Annotated in this window: 23 protein-coding genes; 19 read left to right on the forward strand and 4 right to left on the reverse strand. The window is 39.0% G+C overall.

Annotated features, from left to right (window positions below; translation table 11 throughout):
• Positions 1-511 precede the first annotated feature (511 nt).
• The 7 genes from FLK20_RS14200 to FLK20_RS14230 all read left to right on the forward strand — a co-directional run bounded on the left by FLK20_RS14200 (position 512) and on the right by FLK20_RS14230 (position 10,678).
• Positions 512-1,726 (forward strand): EAL domain-containing protein, encoded by a 1,215-nt coding sequence (locus FLK20_RS14200; protein ID WP_152657256.1) that lies wholly within the window; start codon positions 512-514, stop codon positions 1,724-1,726.
• 120 nt (positions 1,727-1,846) lie between these two features.
• Positions 1,847-3,010, forward strand: a complete 1,164-nt coding sequence (locus FLK20_RS14205) for an exonuclease SbcCD subunit D (protein WP_152657257.1) — start codon at positions 1,847-1,849, stop codon at positions 3,008-3,010.
• A 17-nt stretch (positions 3,011-3,027) separates the two neighbouring features.
• On the forward strand, positions 3,028-6,114 hold the full coding sequence (locus FLK20_RS14210) for an AAA family ATPase (RefSeq protein ID WP_152657258.1): 3,087 nt from the start codon (positions 3,028-3,030) through the stop codon (positions 6,112-6,114).
• Between the two features lie 361 nt (positions 6,115-6,475).
• Positions 6,476-7,642 (forward strand): hydroxymethylglutaryl-CoA synthase, encoded by a 1,167-nt coding sequence (locus FLK20_RS14215; protein ID WP_152657259.1) that lies wholly within the window; start codon positions 6,476-6,478, stop codon positions 7,640-7,642.
• 149 nt (positions 7,643-7,791) lie between these two features.
• On the forward strand, positions 7,792-9,177 hold the full coding sequence (locus FLK20_RS14220; RefSeq protein ID WP_152657260.1) for an NAD-dependent succinate-semialdehyde dehydrogenase: 1,386 nt from the start codon (positions 7,792-7,794) through the stop codon (positions 9,175-9,177).
• 103 nt (positions 9,178-9,280) lie between these two features.
• Positions 9,281-10,333, forward strand: a complete 1,053-nt coding sequence (locus FLK20_RS14225) for an FUSC family protein (RefSeq protein ID WP_152657261.1) — start codon at positions 9,281-9,283, stop codon at positions 10,331-10,333.
• A gap of 156 nt (positions 10,334-10,489) precedes the next feature.
• Positions 10,490-10,678, forward strand: a complete 189-nt coding sequence (locus tag FLK20_RS14230; protein WP_152657262.1) for a hypothetical protein — start codon at positions 10,490-10,492, stop codon at positions 10,676-10,678.
• A gap of 37 nt (positions 10,679-10,715) precedes the next feature.
• Here the strand turns inward: FLK20_RS14230 and FLK20_RS14235 are convergent, their stop codons facing one another.
• Both FLK20_RS14235 and FLK20_RS14240 read right to left on the reverse strand, forming a co-directional pair.
• Entirely contained in the window at positions 10,716-12,188 is a 1,473-nt protein-coding gene (locus FLK20_RS14235; protein ID WP_152657263.1) for a sodium:solute symporter family protein, read from the reverse strand.
• Complete coding sequence (locus FLK20_RS14240) at positions 12,185-12,367, reverse strand: hypothetical protein (RefSeq protein ID WP_152657264.1); 183 nt, start codon at positions 12,365-12,367, stop codon at positions 12,185-12,187. Before FLK20_RS14240 ends, FLK20_RS14235 begins: the two co-directional genes overlap by 4 nt.
• Before the next feature lie 183 nt (positions 12,368-12,550).
• On the opposite strand from FLK20_RS14240, the gene FLK20_RS14245 reads away from it, so the two are divergent.
• Positions 12,551-13,414, forward strand: a complete 864-nt coding sequence (locus FLK20_RS14245; RefSeq protein WP_152657265.1) for a YtnP family quorum-quenching lactonase — start codon at positions 12,551-12,553, stop codon at positions 13,412-13,414.
• A gap of 63 nt (positions 13,415-13,477) precedes the next feature.
• Here the strand turns inward: FLK20_RS14245 and FLK20_RS14250 are convergent, their stop codons facing one another.
• Entirely contained in the window at positions 13,478-13,792 is a 315-nt protein-coding gene (locus FLK20_RS14250) for a PepSY domain-containing protein (protein WP_152657266.1), read from the reverse strand.
• 338 nt (positions 13,793-14,130) lie between these two features.
• Between FLK20_RS14250 and FLK20_RS14255 the strand changes: the two genes are divergently transcribed.
• Positions 14,131-15,195, forward strand: a complete 1,065-nt coding sequence (locus FLK20_RS14255) for a M42 family metallopeptidase (RefSeq protein ID WP_152657267.1) — start codon at positions 14,131-14,133, stop codon at positions 15,193-15,195.
• A 4-nt stretch (positions 15,196-15,199) separates the two neighbouring features.
• Complete coding sequence (locus FLK20_RS14260; RefSeq protein ID WP_152657268.1) at positions 15,200-15,712, forward strand: DUF84 family protein; 513 nt, start codon at positions 15,200-15,202, stop codon at positions 15,710-15,712.
• 33 nt (positions 15,713-15,745) lie between these two features.
• On the opposite strand, the gene FLK20_RS14265 is transcribed toward FLK20_RS14260, so the two are convergent.
• Entirely contained in the window at positions 15,746-16,186 is a 441-nt protein-coding gene (locus tag FLK20_RS14265) for a YtoQ family protein (protein ID WP_152657269.1), read from the reverse strand.
• 387 nt (positions 16,187-16,573) lie between these two features.
• On the opposite strand from FLK20_RS14265, the gene FLK20_RS14270 reads away from it, so the two are divergent.
• From FLK20_RS14270 to ccpA, 9 genes are all read left to right on the forward strand, one after another.
• Positions 16,574-16,891, forward strand: a complete 318-nt coding sequence (locus FLK20_RS14270) for a thioredoxin family protein (protein WP_152657270.1) — start codon at positions 16,574-16,576, stop codon at positions 16,889-16,891.
• A gap of 16 nt (positions 16,892-16,907) precedes the next feature.
• Positions 16,908-17,717: a DUF1444 domain-containing protein gene (locus FLK20_RS14275; RefSeq protein ID WP_152657271.1), complete on the forward strand. Its 810-nt coding sequence runs from the start codon at positions 16,908-16,910 to the stop codon at positions 17,715-17,717.
• A gap of 11 nt (positions 17,718-17,728) precedes the next feature.
• On the forward strand, positions 17,729-18,334 hold the full coding sequence (gene ytpR, locus FLK20_RS14280; protein WP_152657272.1) for a YtpR family tRNA-binding protein: 606 nt from the start codon (positions 17,729-17,731) through the stop codon (positions 18,332-18,334).
• A gap of 134 nt (positions 18,335-18,468) precedes the next feature.
• On the forward strand, positions 18,469-21,024 hold the full coding sequence (locus FLK20_RS14285) for a DNA translocase FtsK (protein ID WP_152657273.1): 2,556 nt from the start codon (positions 18,469-18,471) through the stop codon (positions 21,022-21,024).
• Positions 21,025-21,399: 375 nt separating this feature from the next.
• Positions 21,400-22,698 carry a UDP-N-acetylmuramate--L-alanine ligase gene (murC, locus tag FLK20_RS14290; protein ID WP_152657274.1) on the forward strand — a complete coding sequence of 433 codons (1,299 nt, stop codon included), beginning with the start codon at positions 21,400-21,402 and terminating at the stop codon, positions 22,696-22,698.
• A gap of 420 nt (positions 22,699-23,118) precedes the next feature.
• Positions 23,119-23,532, forward strand: coding sequence for a DUF948 domain-containing protein (locus tag FLK20_RS14295; RefSeq protein WP_152657275.1), 414 nt, complete (start codon positions 23,119-23,121; stop codon positions 23,530-23,532).
• 19 nt (positions 23,533-23,551) lie between these two features.
• Entirely contained in the window at positions 23,552-24,022 is a 471-nt protein-coding gene (locus FLK20_RS14300; protein WP_152657276.1) for a YtxH domain-containing protein, read from the forward strand.
• 365 nt (positions 24,023-24,387) lie between these two features.
• Positions 24,388-25,464, forward strand: coding sequence for a bifunctional 3-deoxy-7-phosphoheptulonate synthase/chorismate mutase (locus tag FLK20_RS14305; protein WP_152657277.1), 1,077 nt, complete (start codon positions 24,388-24,390; stop codon positions 25,462-25,464).
• A 426-nt stretch (positions 25,465-25,890) separates the two neighbouring features.
• Positions 25,891-26,886, forward strand: a complete 996-nt coding sequence (gene ccpA, locus FLK20_RS14310; RefSeq protein WP_152657278.1) for a catabolite control protein A — start codon at positions 25,891-25,893, stop codon at positions 26,884-26,886.
• Positions 26,887-26,929 lie beyond the last annotated feature (43 nt).

The raw sequence follows: 26,929 nt of genomic DNA on the forward strand, positions 1-26,929 counted from the left end.
TCAAAATTTGAACACACAATTAATTCATTTTGCTTGTAGCAGAGATAATATTAATACTGATGTAAGGAAATTACAAGAGATTGAAAAACACTTCACAAAATGTTCATGAAAACTTCTACATATTTTTGAATATTGTCGAATAATGTCGAAAAAGACTTGACAAGAATAGGGAATGGTAGTAATAAGGTTTTTTACATTATATTGAAGTTTCGATGTAGTTTATCACAGTGCCACCGGCTGTAATACGTCAACATCAAGAAATAAATAACCTGCCATTTCTAAGTGAGAATTTAACAGCCAATAACTGCCCGGTTGATTTAAGAGGCTTTAGGAGGTTGATTTTGGTCATATCTTTAAGTACATGCTCCTGTGGTATGATTATTTACTGGGGGAAAAAATCCCCTAGCTCAATGTAGATTCCCTTTATTGGGAGACCGTATCAATGATTAAAAATGTAAATCAAATAAGCATAAAATGGAATATGCTATAATGAAAACAAGGGGGAGTCAGCATGGATCCATTAGATATTTTGATAGATTTAGATCAATTACTTCCTTATTATAAACCGATTGTTCGTGCGGATAAGCAGCTGGTAAGCGGCTATGAAGTAATTGCTTATTTTTCAGATGAAAATAATAAAGAGCAGCGTTTAGATTGGCTCTTCGATGATACAGAGATTCCAGATGAATTCCGGCTGGAGGTAAATCAGTACATTCATCAGAAAGCGATTGAGAAAAAATTACAAGAGCATTTTCCAGGGGATCTTTCCCTGTATTATGATGCGGAGTTACTCGTCCGTGATAACGGAGAGACATTTATTAATCTAGTACACGATTATCAGGAGAAAGGATTAGACTTGAATCAAATTATTCTGGAAATCAAAGATACGTGCCTGCCAAATAACACAGACCAGCTCGGACATATTATAAAATATTTAAAGGCTTTGGGAGTTAAAATCAGTATTGAACTGGCTAATCCGAATGGGAGTTTGAATCAATTAGCCATCCTGCATCCTTCCTTTATCAAAGTAGACACGTCATTTTTGAAGGATGATTTGCTGCCGCAATTGTACAAGGATGTTTATTTTGGTGTATCGATGTTATCCAGAAAAATAGGTGCATCCTTATTATTTAAAGGAATACGCTCCTATAAACAATTGAACTTTGCCTGGCAAAGCGGGGGTGAGTACTATCAGGGCAGCTTTCTGACTTATCCACAGCAGGATTTTATTGCAGAAGATTACTGTAAAAATAAATTAACCGAGTATTTTAGAGAATTTGTAACGTATGAGCAGAAGAAAGCAAAAGCGCAGTTTGAATTATTAGATGCTGTTCACGGGACGATTGACAGACTTCTTTCCCATACGAAAAAAACCAATGATGATACGTGGCTGCTAAAGCTTGCGGAGGGCTGTGAGGAATTCGTTTTTCGAATTTATATTTGCAATAGTGTCGGACTGCAAGTGTCTGTAAATATTGAAAAGGACAGTCAGGGAAATTGGATAGTGATTGAAGAAGGAAGACATAAAAACTGGAGCTGGCGACCGTATTTTTTCGAAAATATCATGCGGATGAATATCGAGAAAAAGGGAATTTTATCGGATTTATACACAGACATTGAACGTTCAGAGCTGATTAGAACATATGCTTATCCTTTGTCCCAGGAGCGATATATATTTTTTGATATACCATATAGTTATTTGATAGAAAAAGAAGGTTTACTATGACAACAGTACATTGCAGCCAGAGGCGATCAAGCTTTGTCAGACAGAAAAAATAACCTTATCAAAGCAGAAGAAATATCCGAATTACATGAAAGGAAGTTTTCTTTATCGGGAGGGTTCAAAATGAAATTCATTCATACAGCAGATTGGCATTTAGGAAAGCTGGTCCAAGGCGTCTATATGACGGAGGATCAGGCATTTATTCTCGATCAATTTGTCAAGATGGTAGAAAAAGAAAGTCCAGATGCTGTTATTATTGCAGGAGATTTATATGATCGTGCTGTCCCTCCTGTAGAAGCAGTTGATTTATTAGATAAAACACTGGATCGAATGATTAATCGGCTTGGGATACCCGTTCTGGCGATTGCCGGCAATCACGACAGTCCAGGCAGGCTTCATTTTGGCAGTCGTTTAATGGGGGAAAAAGGATATCATATTATCGGGCAGCTATCCGAAAATGTAAAGCCGGTTATACTTTCGGATGCATTTGGTGAAGTGCATTTTCATCTTGTTCCTTACACAGATCCAAGCGTGGTAAAAGCCTTATTTCAAGAAGATATCCGTAATCATCAGGATGCGAATGCTTTTCTGGTTAATCGCATCAAGGAAAATATGGATAAAAAGGCACGCCATGTTTATGTGGGACATGCTTTCGTAACGCCTTTTGGTGAGACAGAAGAGAATACGAGTGATTCAGAACGTCCATTATCCATTGGCGGAGCAGAGCATGTCGATGCACATCTATTTAAAGATTTTCATTACACAGCTCTGGGGCATCTTCATCAGGCTCACCATGTCCTGGATGAAAAAATCCGTTACTCCGGGTCTATATTGAAATATTCCCTATCTGAGGAGCATCATCAAAAGGGATATTTAGTAGTGGAACTGGATGATAAGGGGGAGGTTCAGGTAGAGAAAAAAAGCCTTATTCCTAAACGGGACATCCGTTCTTTAAAAATGAAAATGGAGGATATTTATAAGCAGCCCCGAAGTGAAGACTATGTATTTGTACGGCTGCTTGATGAATTACCGATTCTGTCTCCAATGGAAAAGGTACGTTCTATTTTCCCGAATGCTATGCACGTGGAGAGGGTCAGGACAGCAACAGTGATAAATGATGATAAAGAAAAGCAAGCTCCCAAAACGAGTTTAAGTGAAATGGAATTATTTGATACATTTTATCAGGAAGTAACGGAAAAGGAAGCTTCCAAAGAAATGAACGGGATCATGAAAGAACTATTTCAAGAAATACAGGATGCAGCCAATGAACGGAAAGCATCCAGATAAGAGCAGGTGAGAAGAGAATGCAGCCGGTACGATTAACTTTACATGCTTTTGGACCTTATAAAGAAAAAGAAATCATTGATTTTTCTGAGCTTCAAGGGAATACACTGTTTGTGATTTCCGGAAAAACAGGTGCTGGGAAGACGACGCTATTTGATGGAATAGCCTTTGCCTTATATGGAAGGGCGAGCGGATCTGATCGGGAAGACCAGCGTATGCTGCGCAGTGACTTTGCGGATGAAGATGTGCATACTTCTGCTGAGCTTATTTTTCAAATACAGGATAAAACATATCGTATTTTCCGGCAATTAGGGCATGTAAAAAAAGGAAATAAAAGTAAAACGGGAGATAAATGTGAATTTTACGAAATACGTGGAGCAGAACAGGTTCCAGCTGTAGACAGGCAGATGGTCAGCGAAATTGATCAGAAAATAGAAGGTATTATTGGATTGACACCGGATCAATTTAAGCAGATTGTGATGCTTCCTCAGGGAGAATTTCGTAAGCTGCTCACTTCAGGGACCGAAAATAAAGAAGAAATTTTGAGGCGCTTGTTTAAAACAGAGCACTATAAATACATGAATGAATTACTTCGAGAGAGAAAATTAAGACTGGAGTCAGAAAATCAGCGTATTCTCAGTCGAATGGAGCAGCTGCGCACGCAAATTTTCTCTTTGGATCTGCCGGAAGATTCTCCGGTTCTTGAGTTAGCAAATAGAGAACATGTCAATACACATCAGATTATAGAAGCTTTGGAATTAGAGCTGAAAAAGAATGCAGAAGCTATCAAAGAAGGAGATGCCTCTTATAAAGAAGCAACCAAGCAGCAGGAGCTTACGCAAAATCAATTGTTTCAAGTGAAGCAGATCAATGAGCAGTTGTCAGAATTAGAGACATATCAGAGGAGTCTGGCAGTATGGAAAGAACAAGCGCAAGAAATGGCTGCTTTGAAAAAAGGATTATCTGCTGCTGAACAGGCGAAATTAATTATTCCTTATGAACAGCAGCGAAATGAAGCAAATAAAGAGCTGCAAGAAGCAGGGAAAACGTTGCAGCAATTGGAAGCTCAGCAGGATAAAATAAAGAAGCAGAAGCAGCTGGCAGAAGCTGATTTTAAAAAGGAGCAGGAAAATGCAGGTGAACGAGATAAAATCTCGATAGAAGTCAATCGCCTGGAAGGTTTTTTACCTGTTGTAAAGGAATTAGAAGGTAAAAAACAAGAGATTCAGAAGCTGGGCAGACTGTTAGCGCAAGGGAAGCAGCAGCTGGAGAGATTAACAGAGCTCCGGGCAGCACGAAGCAAACAAATAGAGGACTTAGAAAAAGAGGAGCAGGTATTAGATAAGGATGCTGACAAGCTGGACGCAGTGAGGGAAGAATTAAGAGTTCTGCGTGAGCAGGTTATGCTGCTGAAGAAATATCAGGATAAATTAACACAAATACAGCAGGAAGAAGCAAATCTTAAACATAAAGAGGCAGTTTATCTGCAGGAAAAAGAAGCTTATTACAGGATAGAGCAAGCATGGTTTGCTAATCAGGCGCATGTATTGGCTGCACATTTACATGCTGGAGAGGCCTGTCCGGTCTGTGGCAGTTTGGAGCATCCGTCACCAGCAGCAACGAAGGAAGCAGAGATTACGAAAGAAGAGCTGGAACAGGCAAAAAAACTGATGGAGCAACAAGAATCGGCCTGGCGGGAACAAATAGCCACTATAAAAGCTTATCAATCGGAAAGAAACGGATTGGAAGGTGAGCTCGTACATTATGAGCTGGAAGTTTCCAATCCCGGACAGTGTTATCAGGAAATTGTTGCAGAAGGAAAAAAGAAAAAAGCGGAAGAGGACCGCCTAAAGCAGTCCAAAGCCCGTCTGGCTGAGTGCAAAAAAGAATTAACAAAGCAACGTCAGGAGCAGAAGCAGAGTGAAAAGGAATTAAGTGAGAAACAAACCTTGGTCAGTCAGCTCCAAACCGATTATCAAAGTAAAGAAGCTGTTTATCAGCAGCAATTGATGCAGATTCCCGAAAGCTTACGTATTCTTTCCCGATTAGAAGCTGAAATAAATCATTCAAAAACAAAAAAACAGCAGCTTGAACAGCGCTGGCTGGAGGTGCAGGAGAACTATAAAAAAGTGCATGAAGCATTTACAAAGTGGACGGCTGATGTGCATCATCTTAGAGAAAATCAAGCAAAATGGAAGCAGAAAATAGACAGCTTGCAGAAAAGCTATGAAGCGAAATTGGAGCAAGCAGGTTTTACAGAGCAGGAGTATCAAGAGGCAAAATGGGATGAAACAAGTTATCAATCTGTTAAACAGAAGCTCACAGATTATGAAAAGCAGGGCTATCAATTAGAGCAACAAATTTCAGAGCTGGAGAAGAAGCTAAAAGGACAATCGAAGCAGGATGTTTCTGAAATAGAAGCCGCCTTAACGGGCTGGAAGCAGGAAGCAGCATCCAGCCTTGAAAAGCTTCAGCGGCTGCAGCAGGAAAAGAAAGATATGACATTTTATATGAATCAGCTGCAGGAGCTTCATTTTCAAGCGGCGGATATGGAAAAGAAAAGAATGATTGTAACAGATTTATATGATACGTTGCGGGGGCAAAATCCTAAAAAGATTTCTTTTGAACGGTATTTGCAAATGGAATATCTGGATCAAATTATCGAGGCTGCGAATCTGCGCCTGAACGATCTTTCCAATGGTCAATTCTATCTGATCCGAAGTGACCGCCAGGAAGCGCGGGGGAAACAGAGCGGTTTAGGGTTAGATGTCTATGATCAATATACAGGGCAGACAAGAGATGTAAAAACATTATCCGGTGGAGAGAAATTTCACGCTTCTTTATGTCTTGCGTTAGGAATGAGCGATGTCATCCAAAGCTTCCAAGGAAATATTGTTATTCAAACGATGTTTATTGATGAAGGCTTTGGGTCGTTGGATGAAGAGTCTTTACGTAAAGCAATTGACACATTAATTCAGCTGCAGCAATCCGGCAGAATGATTGGTATTATTTCGCATGTTCAAGAACTCAAGGATGTTTTCCCTGTGGCAATCGAGGTTCAAAAAACAAAAGAGGGCCACAGTAAGACAGAGATTGTTTTGAAGTAAGAAGGCTGTATTTTAACTTGAACATGTATTTAGATAAAGGGAAACTTTATTCAGTCCCCAAGGGGAACAATGCCTAAGTATGCGCCGCAAGGCCTTTATGATCAAAATCCTGCAGGCCCGAACGAATCGAGCGTTACTGGCTTGTCCGGCTTCCACTTAGAAATTTTGACCTTCCTTTATTCTTGGAGCAGAAGTCTGACAGCCAGTTACACTGCGATAAAAAGAGCTATAATGTTTGCTATTTAAACAACCCTTGTATTATCATTTAATTATTGTATTTTTCGACAAGAATTTTCAGATGGAAGTACAGGGCTTTGAAAGCAGCCTCAATTATAGCAAGAGGAGAAGGGTAGGAATCATCGTGAAGATTGGAATTGATAAGCTGGGGTTTTATACACCACATCTGTATGTAGATATGAATGATTTAGCAAAAGAGCGGGGGATTGACCCGGGGAAATTCACCATTGGTCTTGGGCAAGACGAAATGGCTGTTCCGCCAGTTACACAGGACCCTGTTTCTTTAGCAGCTAATGCAGCGGAGCAAATCTTAGACAGCGAAGATAAAGACGCCATTGATTTAGTCATTTTTGGAACGGAATCAGGAGTGGATCATTCCAAGTCAGCTGCTGTCTATGTCCATCAATTATTAGGCTTGAATCCGCGGGCCCGTTCTGTAGAAATGAAACAGGCCTGCTATGGCGCAACAGCAGGAATACAAATGGCAAAGGGACATGTTGCACTGCATCCGGACAAGAAGGTACTTATTTTGGCATCTGATATTGCCCGCTACGGTTTAAATACGCCTGGAGAATCGACACAGGGAGCCGGTGCAGTTGCTATTTTAGTAAGTGCTTCGCCAAGATTGCTGGAGCTGGAAAGCGAAAGCACGTACTACACAGAAGATATTATGGACTTCTGGAGACCAGTATATTCTTCAACAGCTTTTGTGGATGGCAAATATTCCAATGAACAGTATATTGCTTTCTTCCAAAAAGTATGGAAAGACTACGTGGAGCAAACAGGAAGAAGCCTGGAGGACTTTGCCGCCATAGCTTTTCACCTGCCATACACAAAAATGGGCTGGAAAGCGCTGCGCACAGTAATGGAAGATGCGCCTGAAGAAGTACAGGAAAGATTAAAAAATAACTATCAAATCAGTACGAAATACAATCGTAATGTAGGAAATATTTATACAGGTTCTCTTTATCTCAGCCTGATTTCATTACTGGAGAATCAGGATGAATTAAAAGAAGGGGATACGATCGGCTTGTATAGCTATGGCTCCGGCGCTGTGGGTGAATTCTTCTCCGGCAAGCTTCAGCCTGACTATAAAAAGCATCTGCAAACAGAGGCGCATCAAGCGATGTTTGAAAATAGAGATTGCATTTCGGTAGCAGCATATGAAAAAGTATTTGAAGAAGCACTGCCAACAGACGGCAGTGAAAAGCAGCTGAATATTGATGAGGACCCGGCAAAAATTTGTTTAGCGGGTGTGAAGGATCATATTCGCAGCTATGTTGTTAAATAATTAGAATAAACTCCTGGACAATGCATGTTGTTCAGGAGTTTTTATGTGCATTCTAAAGCATTTCTAATGTAAATTAACTGAAATGGATGATTTTAAAATGTATAATGAGGGTAGAGTGAAGCATATCATGAAAGTTGGAGGGTGTTCAGATGACAAAAAATAAAGCAGTTATTGAAGTAACGAATCCAGCAACAGGTGAGATAGCAGGTACCGTCTTAAAAGGAGGGAAGAAGGAAGCGGTACAGGCGATTGATAAGGCATATCAAGCATTTCAAGACTGGTCGAAGCGATCTGTCTATGAAAGAAGCGTTTTGTTAAATAAATGGCATGTGCTTGTGGAAAAGCATGAAAGAGAATTAGCGAAAATCATGACCATGGAACAGGGCAAGCCTTTGCAGGAAGCAACAGGTGAAATTCAGTATGCCAATAGTTTTATCGCCTGGTATGCAGAAGAAGGGAAAAGACTTTATGGTGAAACAATTCCTGCAACTGCCAGGGATAAGCGGATTGTTGTCACCCGACAGTCAGTTGGTGTGATCGCAGCGATTACGCCGTGGAATTTTCCGGCAGCAATGATTACCAGAAAGGTGGCGCCAGCATTAGCAGCGGGCTGTACAGCAGTAGTAAAACCAGCAAGCGCTACACCTTTAACTGCCATTCGTCTTAGAGAGCTTGCGGTAGAAGCAGGAATTCCAGAAGACGTGCTGCAAATCGTTACAGGGAGCTCCGATGAAATTAGTAATGCATGGATGGAGGATACACGTGTTCGAAAAATATCGTTTACGGGATCTACTGAGGTAGGGAAATTACTGATGCAAAAATCGGCGGATACGGTGAAAAAACTATCTTTGGAGCTTGGCGGTCATGCGCCGTTGATTGTTATGGAGGATGCAGATATTGAAAAAGCAGTGAGCGGAGCAGTCGCGTCTAAATATCGCAATGCCGGGCAAACCTGTGTATGTGCCAATCGGATTTACGTTCATGAATCCATTGAACAGGAATTTGTAAATGCTTTTAAAGAAAAAGTGGCACAGCTTAAAGTCGGAAATGGCTTAGAAGAAGGTGTTGATATTGGCCCTTTAATTGATCGGTCTGCTGTTGAGAAAGTACAGCTGCAAATAGAAGATGCACTCCAAAAAGGAGCAGAAAAGCTGCTCGGTGATCAAACAGCATATGAAGACTTATTTTTTGCACCGACGATTTTAACCAATGTGAATGATAGTATGGTATGTATGCAGGAAGAAACCTTTGGGCCACTGGCTCCAATTACTACTTTTCAGACAAAGGAAGAGGCGGTTGCACGCGCAAATAATTCCCCGTTTGGATTGGCTGCATACGTCTTTACAGAAAATCTTACGACAGCGATCGAGGTCAGTGAACAACTAGAATATGGCATTATTGGTATTAATGATGGAGCCCCATCAACAGCACAAGCCCCATTTGGCGGTTTTAAAGAAAGCGGTCTTGGCCGGGAAGGCGGTCATCATGGCATCGATGAATATGTTGAGGTGAAATATTTATCGATTCAGCTATGATCATTACAGGAATTATATTTAAATAAGTGGAAAATAATTTTCTGCTTTCTAATGACACATTTGCAAGAAAGCTGGTATACTACTGCTAGAGAGGTGCAGATGAATGGAATTTAATATTGGTCCCCGGATGTTAAAAACAGGGCTGGCAGTAACTTTAACTTTGTTAGTAACAGGTATATTTGATATGGAATATGCTGTTATCGCAGCAATTGCAGCTGTAATAGCAATGCAGCCGTCTATCATGCGATCTTTTAATTATATTAAAGAGGTAGTTATTGCAAATTCTGTTGGGGCAACACTTGCCATTTTAGGGGTGTTTTTACTTGGCAGTCATCCCATTTCTGTCGGTGCAGTAGTCATTTTATCGATTGCGATTAATATAAAACTGGGATTAACGAAAACAATAAGCTTAACGGTTTTAACCATTGTCAGTATGATGGTAGCAAGCCATGGTGGGGATCAGATTAATTTTGTGTACATTTTATCCCGGGTATCGCTTGTTGCAATTGGCGTACTTTCTGCACTTATTGTTAATGTACTAGTTAATCCGCCGAACCACCAAAAAATACTGTTTCAAATGATTAAGGAAGCCAGCGGAAGTACGCTTTTTCTCCTGCGTGTGATTCCGAGCAATACGATGAGTGTACCGCAGATCCGTGATGAAGAAAGAAAAGTGGAGAAGCAAATTAATAAAGCAAGAGATTATTTTGATATTATTACAGACGAGAAAAACAGACTTTTTATTCGTAAACGCCGATCATTTTTCCGAAGTATTGTCATTTATAAACAAATGATACAGGTATTACGGAAAAAGCATACACTGATTGTAGAGCTGGAAAAAAATTTAAAGCAAATTGAAGAAATGGCTTCGGGAAAGTCATTCTTAATTAAAAAGCTGGTCAGTGAAATTAATAATTATAGTGAGAATGTTTTTCTCATGTATGAAGATCGAATTGTTCTTGATCGGGATTTGCAAAAAGAAACAAAACAGGCGATGAGTGTAACGATTAATAATTTAATTGATGCATTGCAAGGTACCGACTATGAAAAATGGCATTATGTTTTTCCTGTTGCGAATAGCATTGTCGAGCTTTTCTATGAATTAGATAAGCTGGAAAAGTATGTTCGTAAAAAAGAGAAGCATGCAGAAGGATAGAATGAAGAGCATAGATATAAAACAGGTAGATTGTAATAACACAGTCTGCTCTGTTTTTATGTTGGAGAAAAATATATTATCTCAGCAAGCAGGTATAAAAACCCCTTCTTATGCATATAGTAGTAATACTATGTACAGAGAAGGGGGAGTACGGAATTGGTCCGTTTTTTATCTCATCATGAATTAGAAAATCTTTATTACATGTACGGAAGGTATGAAAATGCTTATCGGGCTCTGCTGGCAAGAAAGCAGGAGCAGATGCCGGAGGGTACACAGAAACAAATAGAAGAACAGATGGAATTATTTAAGAAGCAGCAGCGTCAAATGCTTTCTTCATTAACATAAATCAGCGTGCAGATAAGTATCTGCACGCTGATTCTGTTTATCTTCGTTTTCGATGAATGTTTTTCTTAATGTAGCCGATAAATTCATTTGCTTTTGCTTCAGGAGCTTTCGTGAACAAGCTGACACTGATAAATAACAGGGTAGCCAGACCAAGCCCCCATAATCCGGAAGCCAGACCAAACGGCTTTGCTTGCAGCAACTCTAAAATTAAAACAACAGCCCCGGGAATAATCGTGCTTGCCAGTACAGCAGCTGCGGTGCCTTTTTTCCAGAAGAAGGCACCGATAATTGTCGGGACAACGACGATTAGACCGGCAGAAGAAGCAACAGACAGGACAGCAATTAAGTCTAATTGCAATTCTGCAAATAAATAAGCCATCAGGGCAATAACAGGGATAATAAATTTCCCGATCCTGAGCTGAACCTGATCGGTTGTATCTTTGCGGATATTTCCATACACATCCTTTGCAAACATCGATGATAGTGTAAGCAAAATAGAATCTATCGTTGAAACAGCTGCGGCAATAATACCTATCATCACGATAACAGCTAAAACAGGAGGTATAGCTGTTGAAGTCAGTACAACAGGTGTAGCCAGATCAGGATTGTCTAAGCCGGGTTCTAATAAGAAAGCAGAATAACCCCAGAATATAGAAACGAGTGTATAAATAAAACCAAATATCATAAAACCTAGCAGCATATGACGCATGCTTTTTAAAGAAGCTGGCATAAATAAACGCTGGCTCACTTGCGGATTGGAAATACTAAAGAAAAACCATGGTATGGTTAAGCCGATAAAGGTTAAGAAGCTGAAATAACCATTCCCGGGTACTGTCAGCATTTCCGGATGATTTGTTTCCAGCTGCTGAAAGAATCCTGTGAATCCACCGAGCTCGTGAACTAAAAAAAGGACAACGAATGTAGAACCAATAATCATAAACAGTGATTGTAAGGAATCTGTCCAGGCAACAGAACGTATCCCGGCTATGTATGCAAAAAAGAGTGCCAAAACAACAGCGATAATAACCCCGGTGCTGAAAGAAATTTGCTGGTTAGATACACCTTGTAGTAGATAGCCTACACCAGCCAGCTGCACAGCACTATAAGGAATTAAAAAAATACAATTACTGACTGCAATAGCAATAGCAGAAGCTTTACTTTGATAACGATCACCAATCATTTGCGACGGTGTAATATAACCATATTTTTTCCCGACAATCCAAAAACGGGGTCCAAAAAATGCAATTAGCGATACACCCATTAAATAAATCAATTCAAAACCTAATGCTCCTACACCGCCGCGATAAGTCAGTCCTGCTAAACCAACTAACATAAATGCACTATATGTCGTAGCACTGTAGCTTAATGCAGAAACAAAACCGCCCATTTTACGGTCACCTAGAAAATAAGCCCCCATATTCGTCTGTTTACCGGTCCGCGATAAAAAAGCGATAACAAGCGCGATAATGATATAAATTCCTAAACCCCACCAAATAAGCGATACATTCATTCTTCACTGCTCCAATCTTTTGTTAGTATGACGTTAATGATGATTACAAGTGAAGTCGCCAGTAACCAAAAAAGAAAGCTTCCATACCATTTTTCAACATCTCTGAGAAATGTAAAAGGGGTGATAAAAGCAAGAAGAATGATAATGCCGATAATCAGTGCTGCACTTTTTTCCTTCATAAGCCTGCCTCCATTTTTTGTGATAAGATTCACAATATAAAGAATGTGAATTTGTTAACAATCATAGCAGATAGTTCATAAATTTGCCACATTATTTATGATGCGAATAATAACCTATTTTTGACAGCGATTGCAATAGTGTATTTGATGAGCTAAACTTAGAGAAAAAAGGAGAGGATAAAGATGGAAACATTACAGATTGGCAGAGCGAAACTTACTTGGTTAAATGGCGGGGTTACACATCTGGACGGAGGCTCGATGTTTGGTGTGGTTCCCAAAGCCTTATGGGAGAAAAAATACCCGCATAATGATAAAAATCAAATTGAGCTGCGAACAGACCCCATTTTGGTGGAGCTTGATGATTCCTATGTACTTATTGATTCAGGGATCGGCTCACGTAAATTATCTGATAAGCAGAGAAGGAATTTCGGAGTATTGGAGGAGACAAAGGTAGAAGCATCATTATTGGAATTAGGGCTTACTGTAAATGATATAGATATTGTATTAATGACACATCTTCATTACGATCATGCAAATGGTTTAACAAAGCCAACCGGTGAGGAAGCCTATGAATCCGTGTTTAAAAATGCGAAAATTTATGTTTCTCAGGTGGAGTGGGAAGAAATGCGGCATCCTAATATCCGTTCTGTAAATACTTATTGGGAGAAAAATTGGAAGCCAATTGTGGATCAAGTCCATTCTTTTAAAGAAAAGATAGAGGTCTTACCCGGGCTGACAATGATTCATACTGGCGGTCATAGTGATGGACACGCTATTATCCGGTTTCAGGATGAAAAGGAGAGCTTTTTACATATGGCTGATATTATGCCGACACACGCACATCAAAATAAACTATGGGTGCTCGCGTATGATGATTATCCAGTTCAATCCGTATTGCAAAAAGAATATTGGATGGAGCAGGGATATAAAGAGCGTGCTTGGTTTACTTTTTATCATGATGCTTATTTCCGGGCGGTAAAGTTTGATGAAACGGGAGAGAGAATAGATCAGGTAGAGCGTTTGCGTTATTCTTACGATGACTTATGATGATAAGAACGGAACAGAGCAGCTTACCTCCGGGGGAGGAAGCTGCTCTGGATAAGCATTGTATTAAACGGCTGCTTCTGTATCAATAACAGCACCGGTTTCTATATCTACATAGAAATCAAATTGCTTGTTCGTGCCATCAATATTTCTGGTTACGCCGCCACGATAGACATCGTAAAGCAGACCGTTTCTTTCTAATTCCTCTGGTTTCATATAAATCCAGGAACCGCTGATAGGTCCTTGGCGTTTGAACATTTCTTTGGCATGATTCAATGCTTTTTCTGGAGTGATCTTCATTTGATTATTTACTTGTTCACGTGCGATATAACCAATTGCAATACCAATTGCTGCTGCAAGAAATACCTTTTTTCTGCTCAATTTATTCACCTCTGTTTTAGTAAGATTCCATGTCTGCCATATATGTAGTATATCGTAATTTGAAGGGGACATACAAATAATTTAAAGAAAACTTGGCAAGCCTAGCCTGAAAGGTGTAGGATTATCTTAGTTGCGCTTTCATCTACGAAGTACGGTCACGTCAAGTGCCGGGTGTCGATACTAGGACCTCGTGTCCGCCGTACTTTTTTCCTTAGATTCTTTATACTTTCTTAAAGTGGAACATAAATACTGGAAAGAGTTTGACTTTTTCAAGTATACTTGCAGTAGTAATCATATCGTTTTTAGTTGAGGCAGATATATACTTAGGAGGCTTTTTTATGAATAAGGAAACGTTGACATTATTTAAAAATTTAACGGAGCTGCAGGGAGCACCGGGGAATGAGCATGCCGTCCGTAATTTTATGAAACAGGAACTAGGTAAATATTCAGATGAAACGATCCAGGATAATCTGGGTGGTGTATTTGGAGTAAAGCATGGGAAAGGTCCTGTTGTCATGGTAGCCGGTCATATGGATGAAGTCGGCTTTATGGTAACACAAATTACGGATAATGGAATGATTCGTTTTCAAACTTTAGGAGGCTGGTGGAGTCAGGTTATGCTGGCCCAGCGTGTTCAGGTGATGACCAAAAATGGACCGGTTATTGGTGTCATTGCTTCAATTCCGCCACATTTACTAACAGAGGCACAGCGCGGCAAGCCAATGGAAATCAAAAATATGCTGATTGATATCGGAGCAGATGATAAAGAGGATGCAGCAAATATTGGTGTTCGCCCGGGGGATACCATTGTTCCCGTTACCCCTTTTGAACCGATGGCTAACGAGAAAAAAATCCTGGCAAAAGCTTGGGATAACCGCTACGGCTGTGGATTAGCGATTGAGCTTTTAAAGGGATTACAAGGAGAAACATTGCCAAATCAGCTTTATTCCGGCGCAACAGTGCAGGAAGAGGTTGGCTTACGCGGCGCACAAGTAGCAGCGAATATGATTAAACCGGATATTTTTTATGCGTTAGATGCTTCCCCGGCAAATGATGCATCCGGAGATAAGAATGCATTTGGACAATTAGGAAAAGGCGCTTTATTACGTATTTATGATCGAACAATGATTACACATAAGGGCATGCGTGAATTTGTTCTGGATACAGCAGAATCCAATGATATTCCTTATCAATACTTTATTTCTCCAGGCGGTACAGATGCGGGACGTGTTCATTTATCCGGTGACGGTGTTCCATCTGCGGTAGTTGGTATATGCTCCAGATATGTGCATACATCCGCATCAATGATTCATGTGGATGATTATGCCGCTGCGAAAGAATTAATTACGAAGCTTGTTAAAACAACAGATGAAACAGTTGTTTCCGGGCTTCAGCAAGGTTAACGGCATGCACGAAACAATCATTATAGGCTCGAAAAACCCGACAAAAGTAGAAGCAGTTAAAAATGTATTTCAAGAATTTGACGTAAGCTCGCTGGAAGTCGCTTCTAATGTATCTGTCCAGCCCTTTTCCGATCAAGAAACACGGATTGGTGCGATGAATCGTGCGATGGCGTGTATCGAGAGCGGGGCAGGTACGATTGGAATTGGTTTAGAAGGCGGCGTCATGTACGTGGAGGATACATTATTCCTCTGTAACTGGGGTGCGCTGGCAACGGAAGACGGGAAGCTATATACAGCCAGCGGCGCCAGGATTGCCCTTCCGAAAGAAATTGAAAACGGACTTAAAACAGCCGGAGAATTAAGTATGGTGATGGATGCATATACCAAAAAAGAAAATGTCCGCAGTCATGAGGGTGCGATTGGTATTTTTACGAATAATCTTGTGACAAGAGAAAATATGTTTACACATGTTGTCCAGCTTTTGAAAGGACAATATGATTTTGCAGGTAACAGATAAGTAAAAAAACAGGCGGAAGAGCCTGTTTTTTTACTATTCATAGATATACCCGATAACCTCTAATGCCTGCTCTACAGATTCCACGGTAATATTCGCTTTATTGGAAAGCTCTTTTAAAGGATGGATTAATTTTTCCGGGCGAATAATAATCGTCGGTTTTCCTAAAGCTATAGCAGTGCTGGCATCCATCGCTGTATTCCATTGCCTGTATTCTTCTCCAAATAAAGCAATAACGATATCCGATTTTTGCATTAATACCTGTGTCCGGAAGTTATTTACACTGGAAGCTGCATCATCACGATAAAAATTTCCAGGCTGTTTTCCTAAAATTGCTTCACCAATATCATCCGAACGATCATGGTTTGTCCGCGGAGAAACAAATGTCAGCGGCAGCTTTTTTTCTTCCGCAAGCTTTTTAACCTCATCTCTCCAATTATCATGAATTTGTCCGGCTAAGTAAACAGTTAAATTCATTCCAATCCCTCCCAATCAATGTTATCTTGTATAATACAATAGTAAAGGTTTTTAAAAACATTGTTAAGTTATTTGATTACTTGCAAGAAAAGGTTTCTTTGTGTAAATGGTATTTGTTTACAATGATAAAGGACAATCTAAGATAAATAATAATATCTAGCGGAGGAAATACACGGAGACTCCTGTGGGAATGCGCAGTGTGAAGACCCCGCAGAAAAAATGGTCTTTTTTTTTCGAGGAGGCTGAGCTCAAGCCCACGGAAAGCGTAGTGTATTTCCGTAGCGATCGCTAGACAGATTTTCTTTATGGAAAGAATGAAACAAGGTAACTTAATTGAAAGAAAATCCGCAGCAAGCTATGATAGAAGAAGAGAAAGGATGTTTAAAAATGAAAGAATTGCAAAGCACTGAACAATTTAATGCGTATATTCAAGAAGGACCAGTTGTCTTTTTATTTACTGCCGGCTGGTGTCCGGATTGTCGTGTGATTGAGCCGGTATTGCCTGAAATTGAGGAGACGTATTCTCAGTTTGAATTTGTTGAAGTAAATCGGGATAATTTTATCGAACTATGCCAGGAATACGATATCTTCGGTATTCCGAGCTTTCTTGCCTTTGAAAAAGGAGAGGAGCTTGGCCGGTTTGTAAGTAAAGATCGTAAGACACAAGAAGAAATTGAATCCTTTTTAGACGGGCTTTCTAAATAGACAAGGAGGCATTTTTATGGCGAAAATGACTAGCATTAAGATGAAGCGCCTGCTGGAGGATGAACTGAAAAATTCCGATTATCGAATTGTGTACAAGCGTGATGATGATGCTGTACGAATCGAGTGGAAGGAATCGCAACAAGGCATGACGGTTTCCTTACCTAATTTAATAGCTAAATATAATCAACGGGGAAAAGAAGCTGTCGATGAAATAGTAGAGCATGTGAATGAAGCATTAAAAATTATGAATCAGACACAGCATTTAAAAGGAATGGAAAAGCAAATCTTTCCTGTCTTGCGCTCTCCTTCTTTTCCAACAGAAACAAAGGCCGGGAAGAAGCTTATTTTTAAGGATCATACGGCAGAAACCCGGATTTTTTATGCGCTTGATTTAGGGAAATCCTACCGGTTAATTGATGAGGAATTATTGGAGGAAGAGGGCTGGTCTAAGGAACGGTTGAATGAAATAGCGGCTTTTAACATTCGTTCTTTATCTTATCAGCCGAAAATGGATCAGGTTGCGGGGAATGATTTTTACTTTCTTGCAACACAGGATGGCTATGATGCGAGCCGCATTCTGAATGAAGCATTTTTAGAAGAAATGCTGGCGAATGCAAAAGGAGAATTAACCGTTGCTGTACCGCATCAGGATGTTCTTATTTTGGGGGATATTCAAAATAAAACAGGATATGATATTTTAGCACAAATGACCATGAAGTTTTTTGCAGATGGCAGAATTCCAATTACTTCTTTGCCGTTTGTTTATGAAAATAAGAAATTAGAGCCGGTATTTATATTGGCCAAAAATAGACCTGAGAAAAAGTAGGAGTGAAAGAAATGGATGTTTTTTATAATCGACAAGGAATTGGAGATGTTTTGATTCTTCCTGTTAAAGAAGGAAACCGCTACGAATTAAAGGAAGAAACAAATGATAATATCACAAAAATAACGTCAACGGACGGGGAAGTGCTTGGCTATAATATTTTCCAGGCTTCCGCCTATTTTAATTTAGATGGAAAAAATGGTGCTATCCCTTTAACGGAGGACTTTCTAGCAGAAATTCGTACACTTTTCCAACAAAAAGGAATAGATGACCCCCTTGAATTTGATTTGCGGCCGAAATTTGTAGTGGGATTTGTAAAGTCAAAGCAAGCTCATGAAAATGCGGATAAGTTAAGTGTATGTCAAATTGATGTTGGTGAGGAGACCTTGCAAATCGTTTGCGGTGCTCCAAATATTGATGAAGGCCAAAAGGTTGTTGTTGCGAAGGTAGGGGCGACAATGCCAAGTGGAATGAAAATAAAGGCATCCGAATTAAGAGGCGTACCTTCCAATGGTATGGTTTGTTCGCAAAAAGAATTGGGACTGCCTGATGCACCAAAAGAAAAAGGTATTTATGTATTAGATGATGCCTATCAAATTGGTGAAGAATTTACATTTTAATCAATCAAATCCCTTGTGTGAGCAGGGGATTTTTTGGTAATAAAAAATCGTACCGAAATTTATTGCAGGAATAATTTAAATAGCTGTTAAAAACTGCTAGAATAAACAGTATGAACAATTAAGGAAATGAGTGAATGCATATGTGGTGGGAGCAATGGAAAGAACGGCTCAAAAACATATTTACAAAAGAAGTGGAAATAGAGGTAAAAGAATTTGTTGAGGTTGAAGAGGATGCGGGCAAACGACCGAATATCCAGACAAAAATGGCATACCATTATCCTTCTGAGCGATCATTTAAGTTTCCGGTAATTCCAGATACTGTTGATCAAAAAAAAGAAACGGTCATTGATAAGCAACCCAGTTATAAAAGAAGAAATCAGGATACTGTTCGGGACAGAAGAGAGAGAAGGATAAATACAAATAGAGAAAACAGACAAAGCAGAGAAGCAACAGCTGATAAAAAGTCGGAAAATCATCTTCCATTGTCAAATCAAAGAAGAAAAGAGCCTTCATATACACATCATACCCGCAGTGCGTCGCAAATGAATAATAATGCGGAACGAAAAGTATATAAGAAAAATCCTGATGTTCCTTTCGAGCCGACGGAGGTGCCTTCTCCGATTTATGGTTTTCAGCCAAGAGAGTCGAAAATAATTCATGAAGTACCAGCGTATCAAAGAAAAGAAGCAAAATATCAAAAAGATAAGGAAGCAGCAAGCAGCCTGGAAGATGCTGCTATGTCATCTGAATCATTGGTGCGGAAGCAGGATGAGCTGCCGGCAGTAAAGGAGAAAGAAGATCATTATTCTGAGACAAGCAAAGACGATGTATTTGAAGTAAATGATACATTAGATAGTGAGCAGGATGGCATCTCAGAAGATATGCTAGTAGAACAAACCAAAGAAATTCGACAGAATACAAGTGATTTTGTGGAGGAGACGGAAGCGACAGAAAGCTTGGTACAAGAAGTAACTGCCGAACCGGATAAAAGTGCAGTTTCCAAAAAAAGAAATCCAATTCATACAACAACTGAAAAGCAACATCAGAATAATAGTAAGAATACGGGGACGGCAACTGCTTTTAATGTGATGATGACTCCCCGGGATAAGAAAAATTTACAGGAGCAGCGAAAACGGGAAGAAACTTTCCAACGATTACAGCAAGCACATGAAAAACGGGAGAATGAGCAACGTAAAATCGAGGAAAAAATAAATAGAAAAAATGTCGAAAATGAAAAAGAAGAAATACCAGCTATGGATACAGCTCCAGCATTGGATAAACCGAAATCAAGAGATGTTCCTCTGCACTTGTTAAACGATCCTGCCTTCAAGTCAACGGAAGAAGACGAAGAATGGCTAAAAGAGCAGCAAGGTTTGCTGGAGGAGACGTTGAAGCATTTTCAAGTAAAAGCGAAAGTGGTAAAAGCAACACAAGGGCCGTCTGTAACTCGCTTTGAGGTACATCCTGAGATGGGGGTTAAGGTTAGTAAGATTAAAAACTTAGCCGATGATTTAAAACTAAATATGTCAGCCAAGGATATCCGAATTGAAGCACCAATTCCAGGTAAAAATACAGTGGGGATTGAGGTTCCTAATCTCCATCCAGAAATGGTAGGGATTCAGCGGATTATTGAATCGGATGATTTTAAAGATAGCGACTCTCCTTTAAGTGTGGCTCTTGGACTTACGATTGAAGGAATGCCGAAAGTAATTGACATTAATAAGATGCCGCATGGTTTGATTGCAGGGGCTACCGGGTCCGGTAAAAGTGTCTGCATCAATACGATCCTTGTCAGCTTGATTTATAACGCGAGTCACGAGGATGTGAGAATTCTTTTAATTGATCCTAAAATGGTTGAACTTGCTCCATATAATGGTATCCCGCACCTTGTCTCTCCTGTTATTACAGATGTAAAAGCAGCTACACAAAGCCTTAAATGGGCTGTAACAGAGATGGAGGACCGTTATGACCGTTTTGTAAATGAAGGTGTCAGAGATATAGGCAGATACAACCAAAAAATGCTGCGTGAGGGAAAAGCAGAGCAAAAGATGCCATATATCGTTATTGTTATTGATGAATTAGCTGATTTGATGATGATGTCTCCACAGGATGTAGAAGATGCTATTAGCAGAATTGCGCAAAAAGCGAGAGCATGCGGTATTCATCTGCTGCTGGCAACCCAGCGTCCATCTGTGGATGTTATTACCGGTCTGATTAAAGCTAATATTCCTACAAGGATTGCTTTTAGTGTATCTTCTCAAGTCGATTCACGAACCATTATTGATGCCAGCGGTGCGGAAAAATTACTTGGAAAAGGAGATATGCTTCTGATCGAGAATGGTGCTGGGAAAAGCATTCGCCTGCAAGGACCATTTGTGTCTGATGAAGAAATTGAGCGTGTTGCAAATTATGCAAAATCAATGGCTGAACCGCAGTATCTGTTTGAGCAGGAAGATTTATTAGAGCAAATACAGGTAGATGAAGAGGAAGATGATCTCTTAGAAGATGCGATTGAATTTGTATTGGAACAGAATAGTGCTAGTACTTCCTCCTTGCAAAGGCATTTTAAAATAGGCTACAACCGTGCAGCGAGACTCATTGACTCTCTGGAGCAGCGGGGAATTATTTCAGGGCAAAATGGAAGCCGCGCGCGGGAGGTTTTGATTACAAGAGCGCAGAGAGACAGTTGATCAACTGTCTCTCATTTTATGATGAAAAAATAATATTAGCTAAAAAAGTTGCTATAATTCCTGAAAGTTACTAAAATATAGAGGGAGCTTTTCAGGAATGAAAGAAAAACACAGGCAAAAGCACATATGATACATGATTTGTATAGAATGAAATATAGGCTCTCCATCTATGCAGGAAATAGAGCGAGCTCAATTTTTCTTGAATGTACTCATAAAAGTGATGAAAAAATAAATTTTGCTTTAAAATTAGTTATTTATTTGTTATAATCCACTGAATGGGATTGAGATTGTGTGCTAGACACAATTCGGACCGTTATGATTACAGATTAAATGACATGAAAATGAATAGATGAAAAAACGTTGGAGGTTCGTTTTATGACAACTTACCATTTTATAGGTATTAAAGGTACAGGAATGAGTGCACTGGCACAAATTCTTCATGATTCAGGTGAGAAGGTGCAGGGTTCCGATATTGACAGCCGTATCTTTACACAGATAGCATTGGAAGAAAAAAATATTTCGATTTTGTCTTTTTCAAAAGATAATATTCAATCAGGTTATACCATTATAGCCGGGAATGCTTTTCCGGAAGACCATGTTGAAATACAGCAGGCGAAAAAGCTGGGCTGTAAATTCTATTGGTATCATGAATTTTTAGGTGAATGGCTGAAACAGTATACGAGTATCGCCGTTACAGGGGCACATGGGAAAACGACAACAACAGGATTATTATCGCATGTTTTAGAAAGTGCTTATCCAATCTCTTATTTAATTGGGGACGGGACAGGACGTGGTCATGTAGACAGCAAATATTTTGCTTTTGAAGCGTGTGAGTATCGCAGACACTTTTTAAGTTATGAGCCTGACTATGCAATTATGACAAATATTGATTTTGATCATCCGGATTATTTTACAAGCTTAGATGATGTTGTAGACGCTTTTCAGTCCATGTCTGACCGTGTGAAAAAAGGGATTGTTGCCTGCGGTGATGACGAGCAGCTGCAAGGTATACACACAAAAGTACCGATTATTTATTATGGATTTAATGAATCAAATGATTTCCAGGCGAAAAATGTTGTAGAGACAGAGCATGGAACGGAATTTGATGTGTTTGTTCGAAGCACGTTCTATGAGCACTTCTTTATCCCTACATTTGGAAATCATACCATTTTAAATTCACTTGCGGTTATTGCAATTTGTCATTATGAGGGAATTCCAGTAGAGTGTATGAAGGAACTAAGCTCCTTTAAAGGGGTGAAGCGCCGTTTCACAGAGAAGACAATTGGTTCTCAGGTGGCAGTGGATGATTATGCGCATCATCCCAAGGAAATTGCAGTAACGATTGAATCTGCACGTAAAAAATATCCTAATAAAAAAGTGGTTGCTATTTTCCAACCACATACTTTTACGCGTACAAAAACATTCCTGCAAGAGTTTGCAGACAGTTTGAATCAAGCGGATAAAGTATATCTGTGTGATATTTTTGGATCAGCCCGTGAACAATCTTCAGGTCAATTAACCATTGAAGATTTACAAAAACTGATTCCTGGAAGTGATATTTTAGATTTAGACAATACAAATGTTTTACAAGAATATAAAGACAGTGTGTTGATTTTTATGGGAGCAGGAGATATTCAAAAATTCCAGAAATCCTATGAAGAAACACTTGCCTAAGTGAGTAAAAAGCAGTGAAGCAGTTCACTGCTTTTTACTCTGTTGATGTTGTATTTTAACGGGAAAATAAGATACAATAGAAATGTCGATTAAATTTTTTAAGTGGAAATGTAGTTTATTCTTAGAAAATGAAGGGTAATAATACATTATGATGCATGTTCCGTGGTCTGATAAGGAATTAACCTGAAGTAATATGAACAGTAGGTTTGACTTTTACATTCACTGCAACTGTTTTAAAGCATTAAATACTGTTATTTTTTACAGAAAAGAATGAAGTAATTCTTTTTTGGACGTTATTCTGTGTTGACCGTTGATCAGGCTGTTTGGACAATCTCTTTAGGAAGTACATACCATCATCCCTTAGAAAGCATTTAATCGCACTGACGAATAAAAAGATATATAAAGGAGTGATATAAGTTTATGGAAGCTATCCTCTATAGTGCGCTGGCGATTGTCATTGCAGCCTTGCTGATATTAATTATTTATATGGTTATTTTATTATTCAACACGAAAAAAACAATGGATGAAGTTCTGAAAACTTTAGGTAAAATTGATCATCAAGTGAAGGGGGTTAGTGGAGAGGCAACAGAGGTTGTTCAGAAATCCAAGGGCTTGGTAGAAGATTTAACTCAAAAATCAAGTCAGCTTGATGGTTTAATTCAGGGAGCAAAGGGAATAGGTGATACAGTAGAGGACTTTAATAAGTCATTACAGCAATTATCTAATATTATTTCCAAGCATTCAAAAGAGGAACAGGAAAAAGCTGCCCAGGCAGTAAAATGGGGCGCTTCCATTTTTGAGTATTGGAATAAACGAAAAATGAAATCTAATTAAATCTTAGGAGGCTATCAGGATGGCAGACAATCAGATTAACACGAAGGATTTTATAATTGGAACACTTGTAGGAAGTTTTGTAGGGGCTGCGACAGCATTATTACTTGCACCAAAATCAGGTAAAGAACTTCGAAGTGATATCAATGATGGAGCAGTTCAAGTCAAAAATCGTGCTACAGAATTAGCAGGCACAGCTCAAGAAAAAGGGATAGAATTAAAGGATAAGGCATATTCTGCAACATCTGATTTAACGAAAAAAGCTGTGGATGCGACGTCAGATTTTTCTAAGACAGTTGCTAATAAATCACAAGAGATTACAGAAAATGTAAAGCAGAAAACATCGGAAATAAAAGATGCTGTAGAAGATAAGTTAAATGATGCAAAAGATAAAGCAGAAGATATAAAAGATACAGCTGAAGAAAAGTTGGATGAAGCAAAAGAAGAGGCTTCGGAAAAAATAGAAGCTGTAAAAAAAGAACTTGAAAAGTAATTATGGCATAAAAAACATTGATGGGCATATTCGACTCATCAATGTTTTTTATATGGATTAATCCAGTCTGTGATTTCAATGATTAAATGAAAATCTGTAATGAGAGAATGGTTTTGAAGGCTTGCGAATTTTTACGATAAACAGTTTGCTTTTTGGCAGGGGAGAAAGTTTATACTTTCTTACAGCAAGAGTGCATCTGTGCTTATCGTCTAGAACCTTAATGACACCCAAGTTTTCTAAAATTTTCATCATGAATTATAATTTTACAAAAATTAAATGATGACAAAAAGAAGAATCTTAGCTATAATGGTCTCTAATTATTCTAAATGATTTAAATTGATTAAGCGATTTGAGGAGCGTGTAAAATGAGTAATGAAATGGAACAGCTAAGAGAACAAATGGACAAGGTTAATCTGGAAATATTAGAATTGATTAACAAGAGAGCAAGCATTAATCAAAAGATCGGTGACTTAAAAACCAAGCAAAGCATTAAACGCTTTGATCCGGTGCGTGAACGTGAAATGCTGGATAAAATCAAAGAAAATAATAGCGGACCTTTTCAGGATTCAACGCTCGAACATATTTTTAAAGAAATCTTTAAAGCAAGTCTTGAGCTTCAAGAAGAAGATAATAGCAAAGCACTTTTAGTTTCAAGAAAGAAACAGCCTGAAAATACAGTGGTGGAGCTTAAGGGAGAGAAAGTCGGTAACGGCGGAATCAGCTATGTATTTGGTCCTTGTGCTGTTGAAGGATATGAGCAGGTAGCTGCAGTAGCTGCTTCTGTAAAAGAAAAAGGATTAAAATTACTTCGCGGCGGTGCATTTAAACCAAGAACTTCCCCATATGATTTTCAGGGACTTGGAATTGAAGGCTTAGAAATTCTGAAAAAAGTAGCAGATGAATATGATTTAGCTGTGATCAGTGAAATTGTAAACCCTGCTGATTTAGAGCAGGCAGTAGATTACATTGATGTCGTCCAGATTGGTGCAAGAAATATGCAGAACTTTGAATTATTAAAAGCTGCAGGGGATGCGGGCAAGCCTGTATTATTAAAACGGGGACTATCAGCAACCATTCAGGAATTCATCAATGCAGCAGAGTACATTATGTCCAGAGGAAACGGAAATATTATGCTATGTGAACGCGGAATTCGTACATACGAAAAAGCAACACGTAATACACTGGATATTTCTGCAGTACCTATTTTAAAACAAGAAACACATTTGCCGGTTTTTGTTGATGTAACTCACTCAACAGGAAGAAGAGATTTATTATTGCCTACAGCCAAAGCAGCAATTGCTGTTGGCGCAGATGGCGTAATGGCTGAGGTTCATCCCGATCCTGCCGTTGCATTATCGGACTCTGCACAGCAAATGGATATTCCAACATTCGATCAGTTCTTTAAAGAAATTAAAGATGTTGAAAATCGTTTAGGAAAATAATAAAGACTGCCTCAAAAATTAGTGGTATAATTTTTGAGGCAGTTTTTTGGTAAAAGAGACAGCTATACAGAATTAGTGCTAAAATCAATTGTTGAAAATGTTTTCAAAGTTTTAGGTTTGGTTATAATAATAAAAAGGTATGTTATACTTAGAGTACCATTATGCAAGTTTTCATTTTGTTTTCATGAAAACTTTGTAATTTTTTTCATGGTAGCGTATGATATATAAATAGATGCAGCACTAGTTCCACTTTAATAAAGTATAAGTGCAGCGGTTTTCTCGGGACGAGTAATCGTAAAAGCTCTTCGATGGGGCGAGCAATCGCAGTCCCAGTCCAGACCCCAACTAAGGCAATCCTGCACCTTTCAGGCTTGGTTTGCCAAGTTTTCTTTATTATATAAATTGAATTTTAGGAGGTAAATAAACATGACTGTTACAATTTATGATGTAGCAAGAGAGGCAAATGTTTCGATGGCAACCGTATCACGTGTTGTCAATGGAAATCCAAATGTAAAACCAACAACGAGAAAGAAAGTATTAGCAACGATTGAACAATTAGGGTATCGGCCTAATGCTGTTGCCCGCGGACTTGCAAGTAAGAAGACCACCACAATTGGTGCTATTATTCCGGATATTTCAAATATTTTCTTTTCAGAGCTAGCTCGTGGAATTGAGGATATTGCAACGATGTATAAGTATAATATTATTTTAAGCAGCTCAGATCAAAATAAGGACAAGGAATTAGAATTAATTAATACCATGCTGGAAAAACAGGTAGATGGTATTCTATTTATGGGCGGGAACATAACAGAGGATCATATTCATCAATTCCAGACAAGCTCTGTACCTGTTGTGCTTGCTTCTACGTATGACCCGACAGATACCATTCCTTCTGTTAATATTGACTATGAACTGGCTGCATATGAAGCAACAAAGTCATTAATTGAGAAAACAAACAAACAGCCTGCTTTAGTAGGAAGTGAATCAGATACTAGTGTGAATGCATTGAAAACAAACGGCTACCTGCGTGCACTTAAAGAAGCGGGCATCGAGCCTGTGGAAGACTATATTTACAAAGGCTCCTATGCTTATGCAACTGGTATAGAGGCGATGGAGCACTTCTTAAAATTAGAAGACCGTCCTGCTTCTGTGTTTGTCATGTATGATGAAATTGCTTTAGGTGTTATCCACGGTGCACAGGATAATGGATTAAGCGTACCGGAGGATATAGAGGTATTTGGATTTGATAATATCCGCTTAGCGAGTATGGTTCGTCCAAAACTGACAACAGTTGTACAGCCTACATACGATATTGGAGCAGTAGGCATGCGGCTTCTGACAAAATATATGAACAATGAGGACGTAGAAGAGAAAAATGTTGTATTGCCGCATCGTATGGAATTTAGAGATTCAACGAAATAAATCATATTTTTAGAGAAAAAAGACAAAGCAGTAATGATACACT

Source organism: Oceanobacillus sp. CFH 90083 (assembly GCF_009389585.1).
In the GTDB taxonomy this organism is placed as follows: Bacteria; Bacillota; Bacilli; order Bacillales; family Amphibacillaceae; genus Oceanobacillus.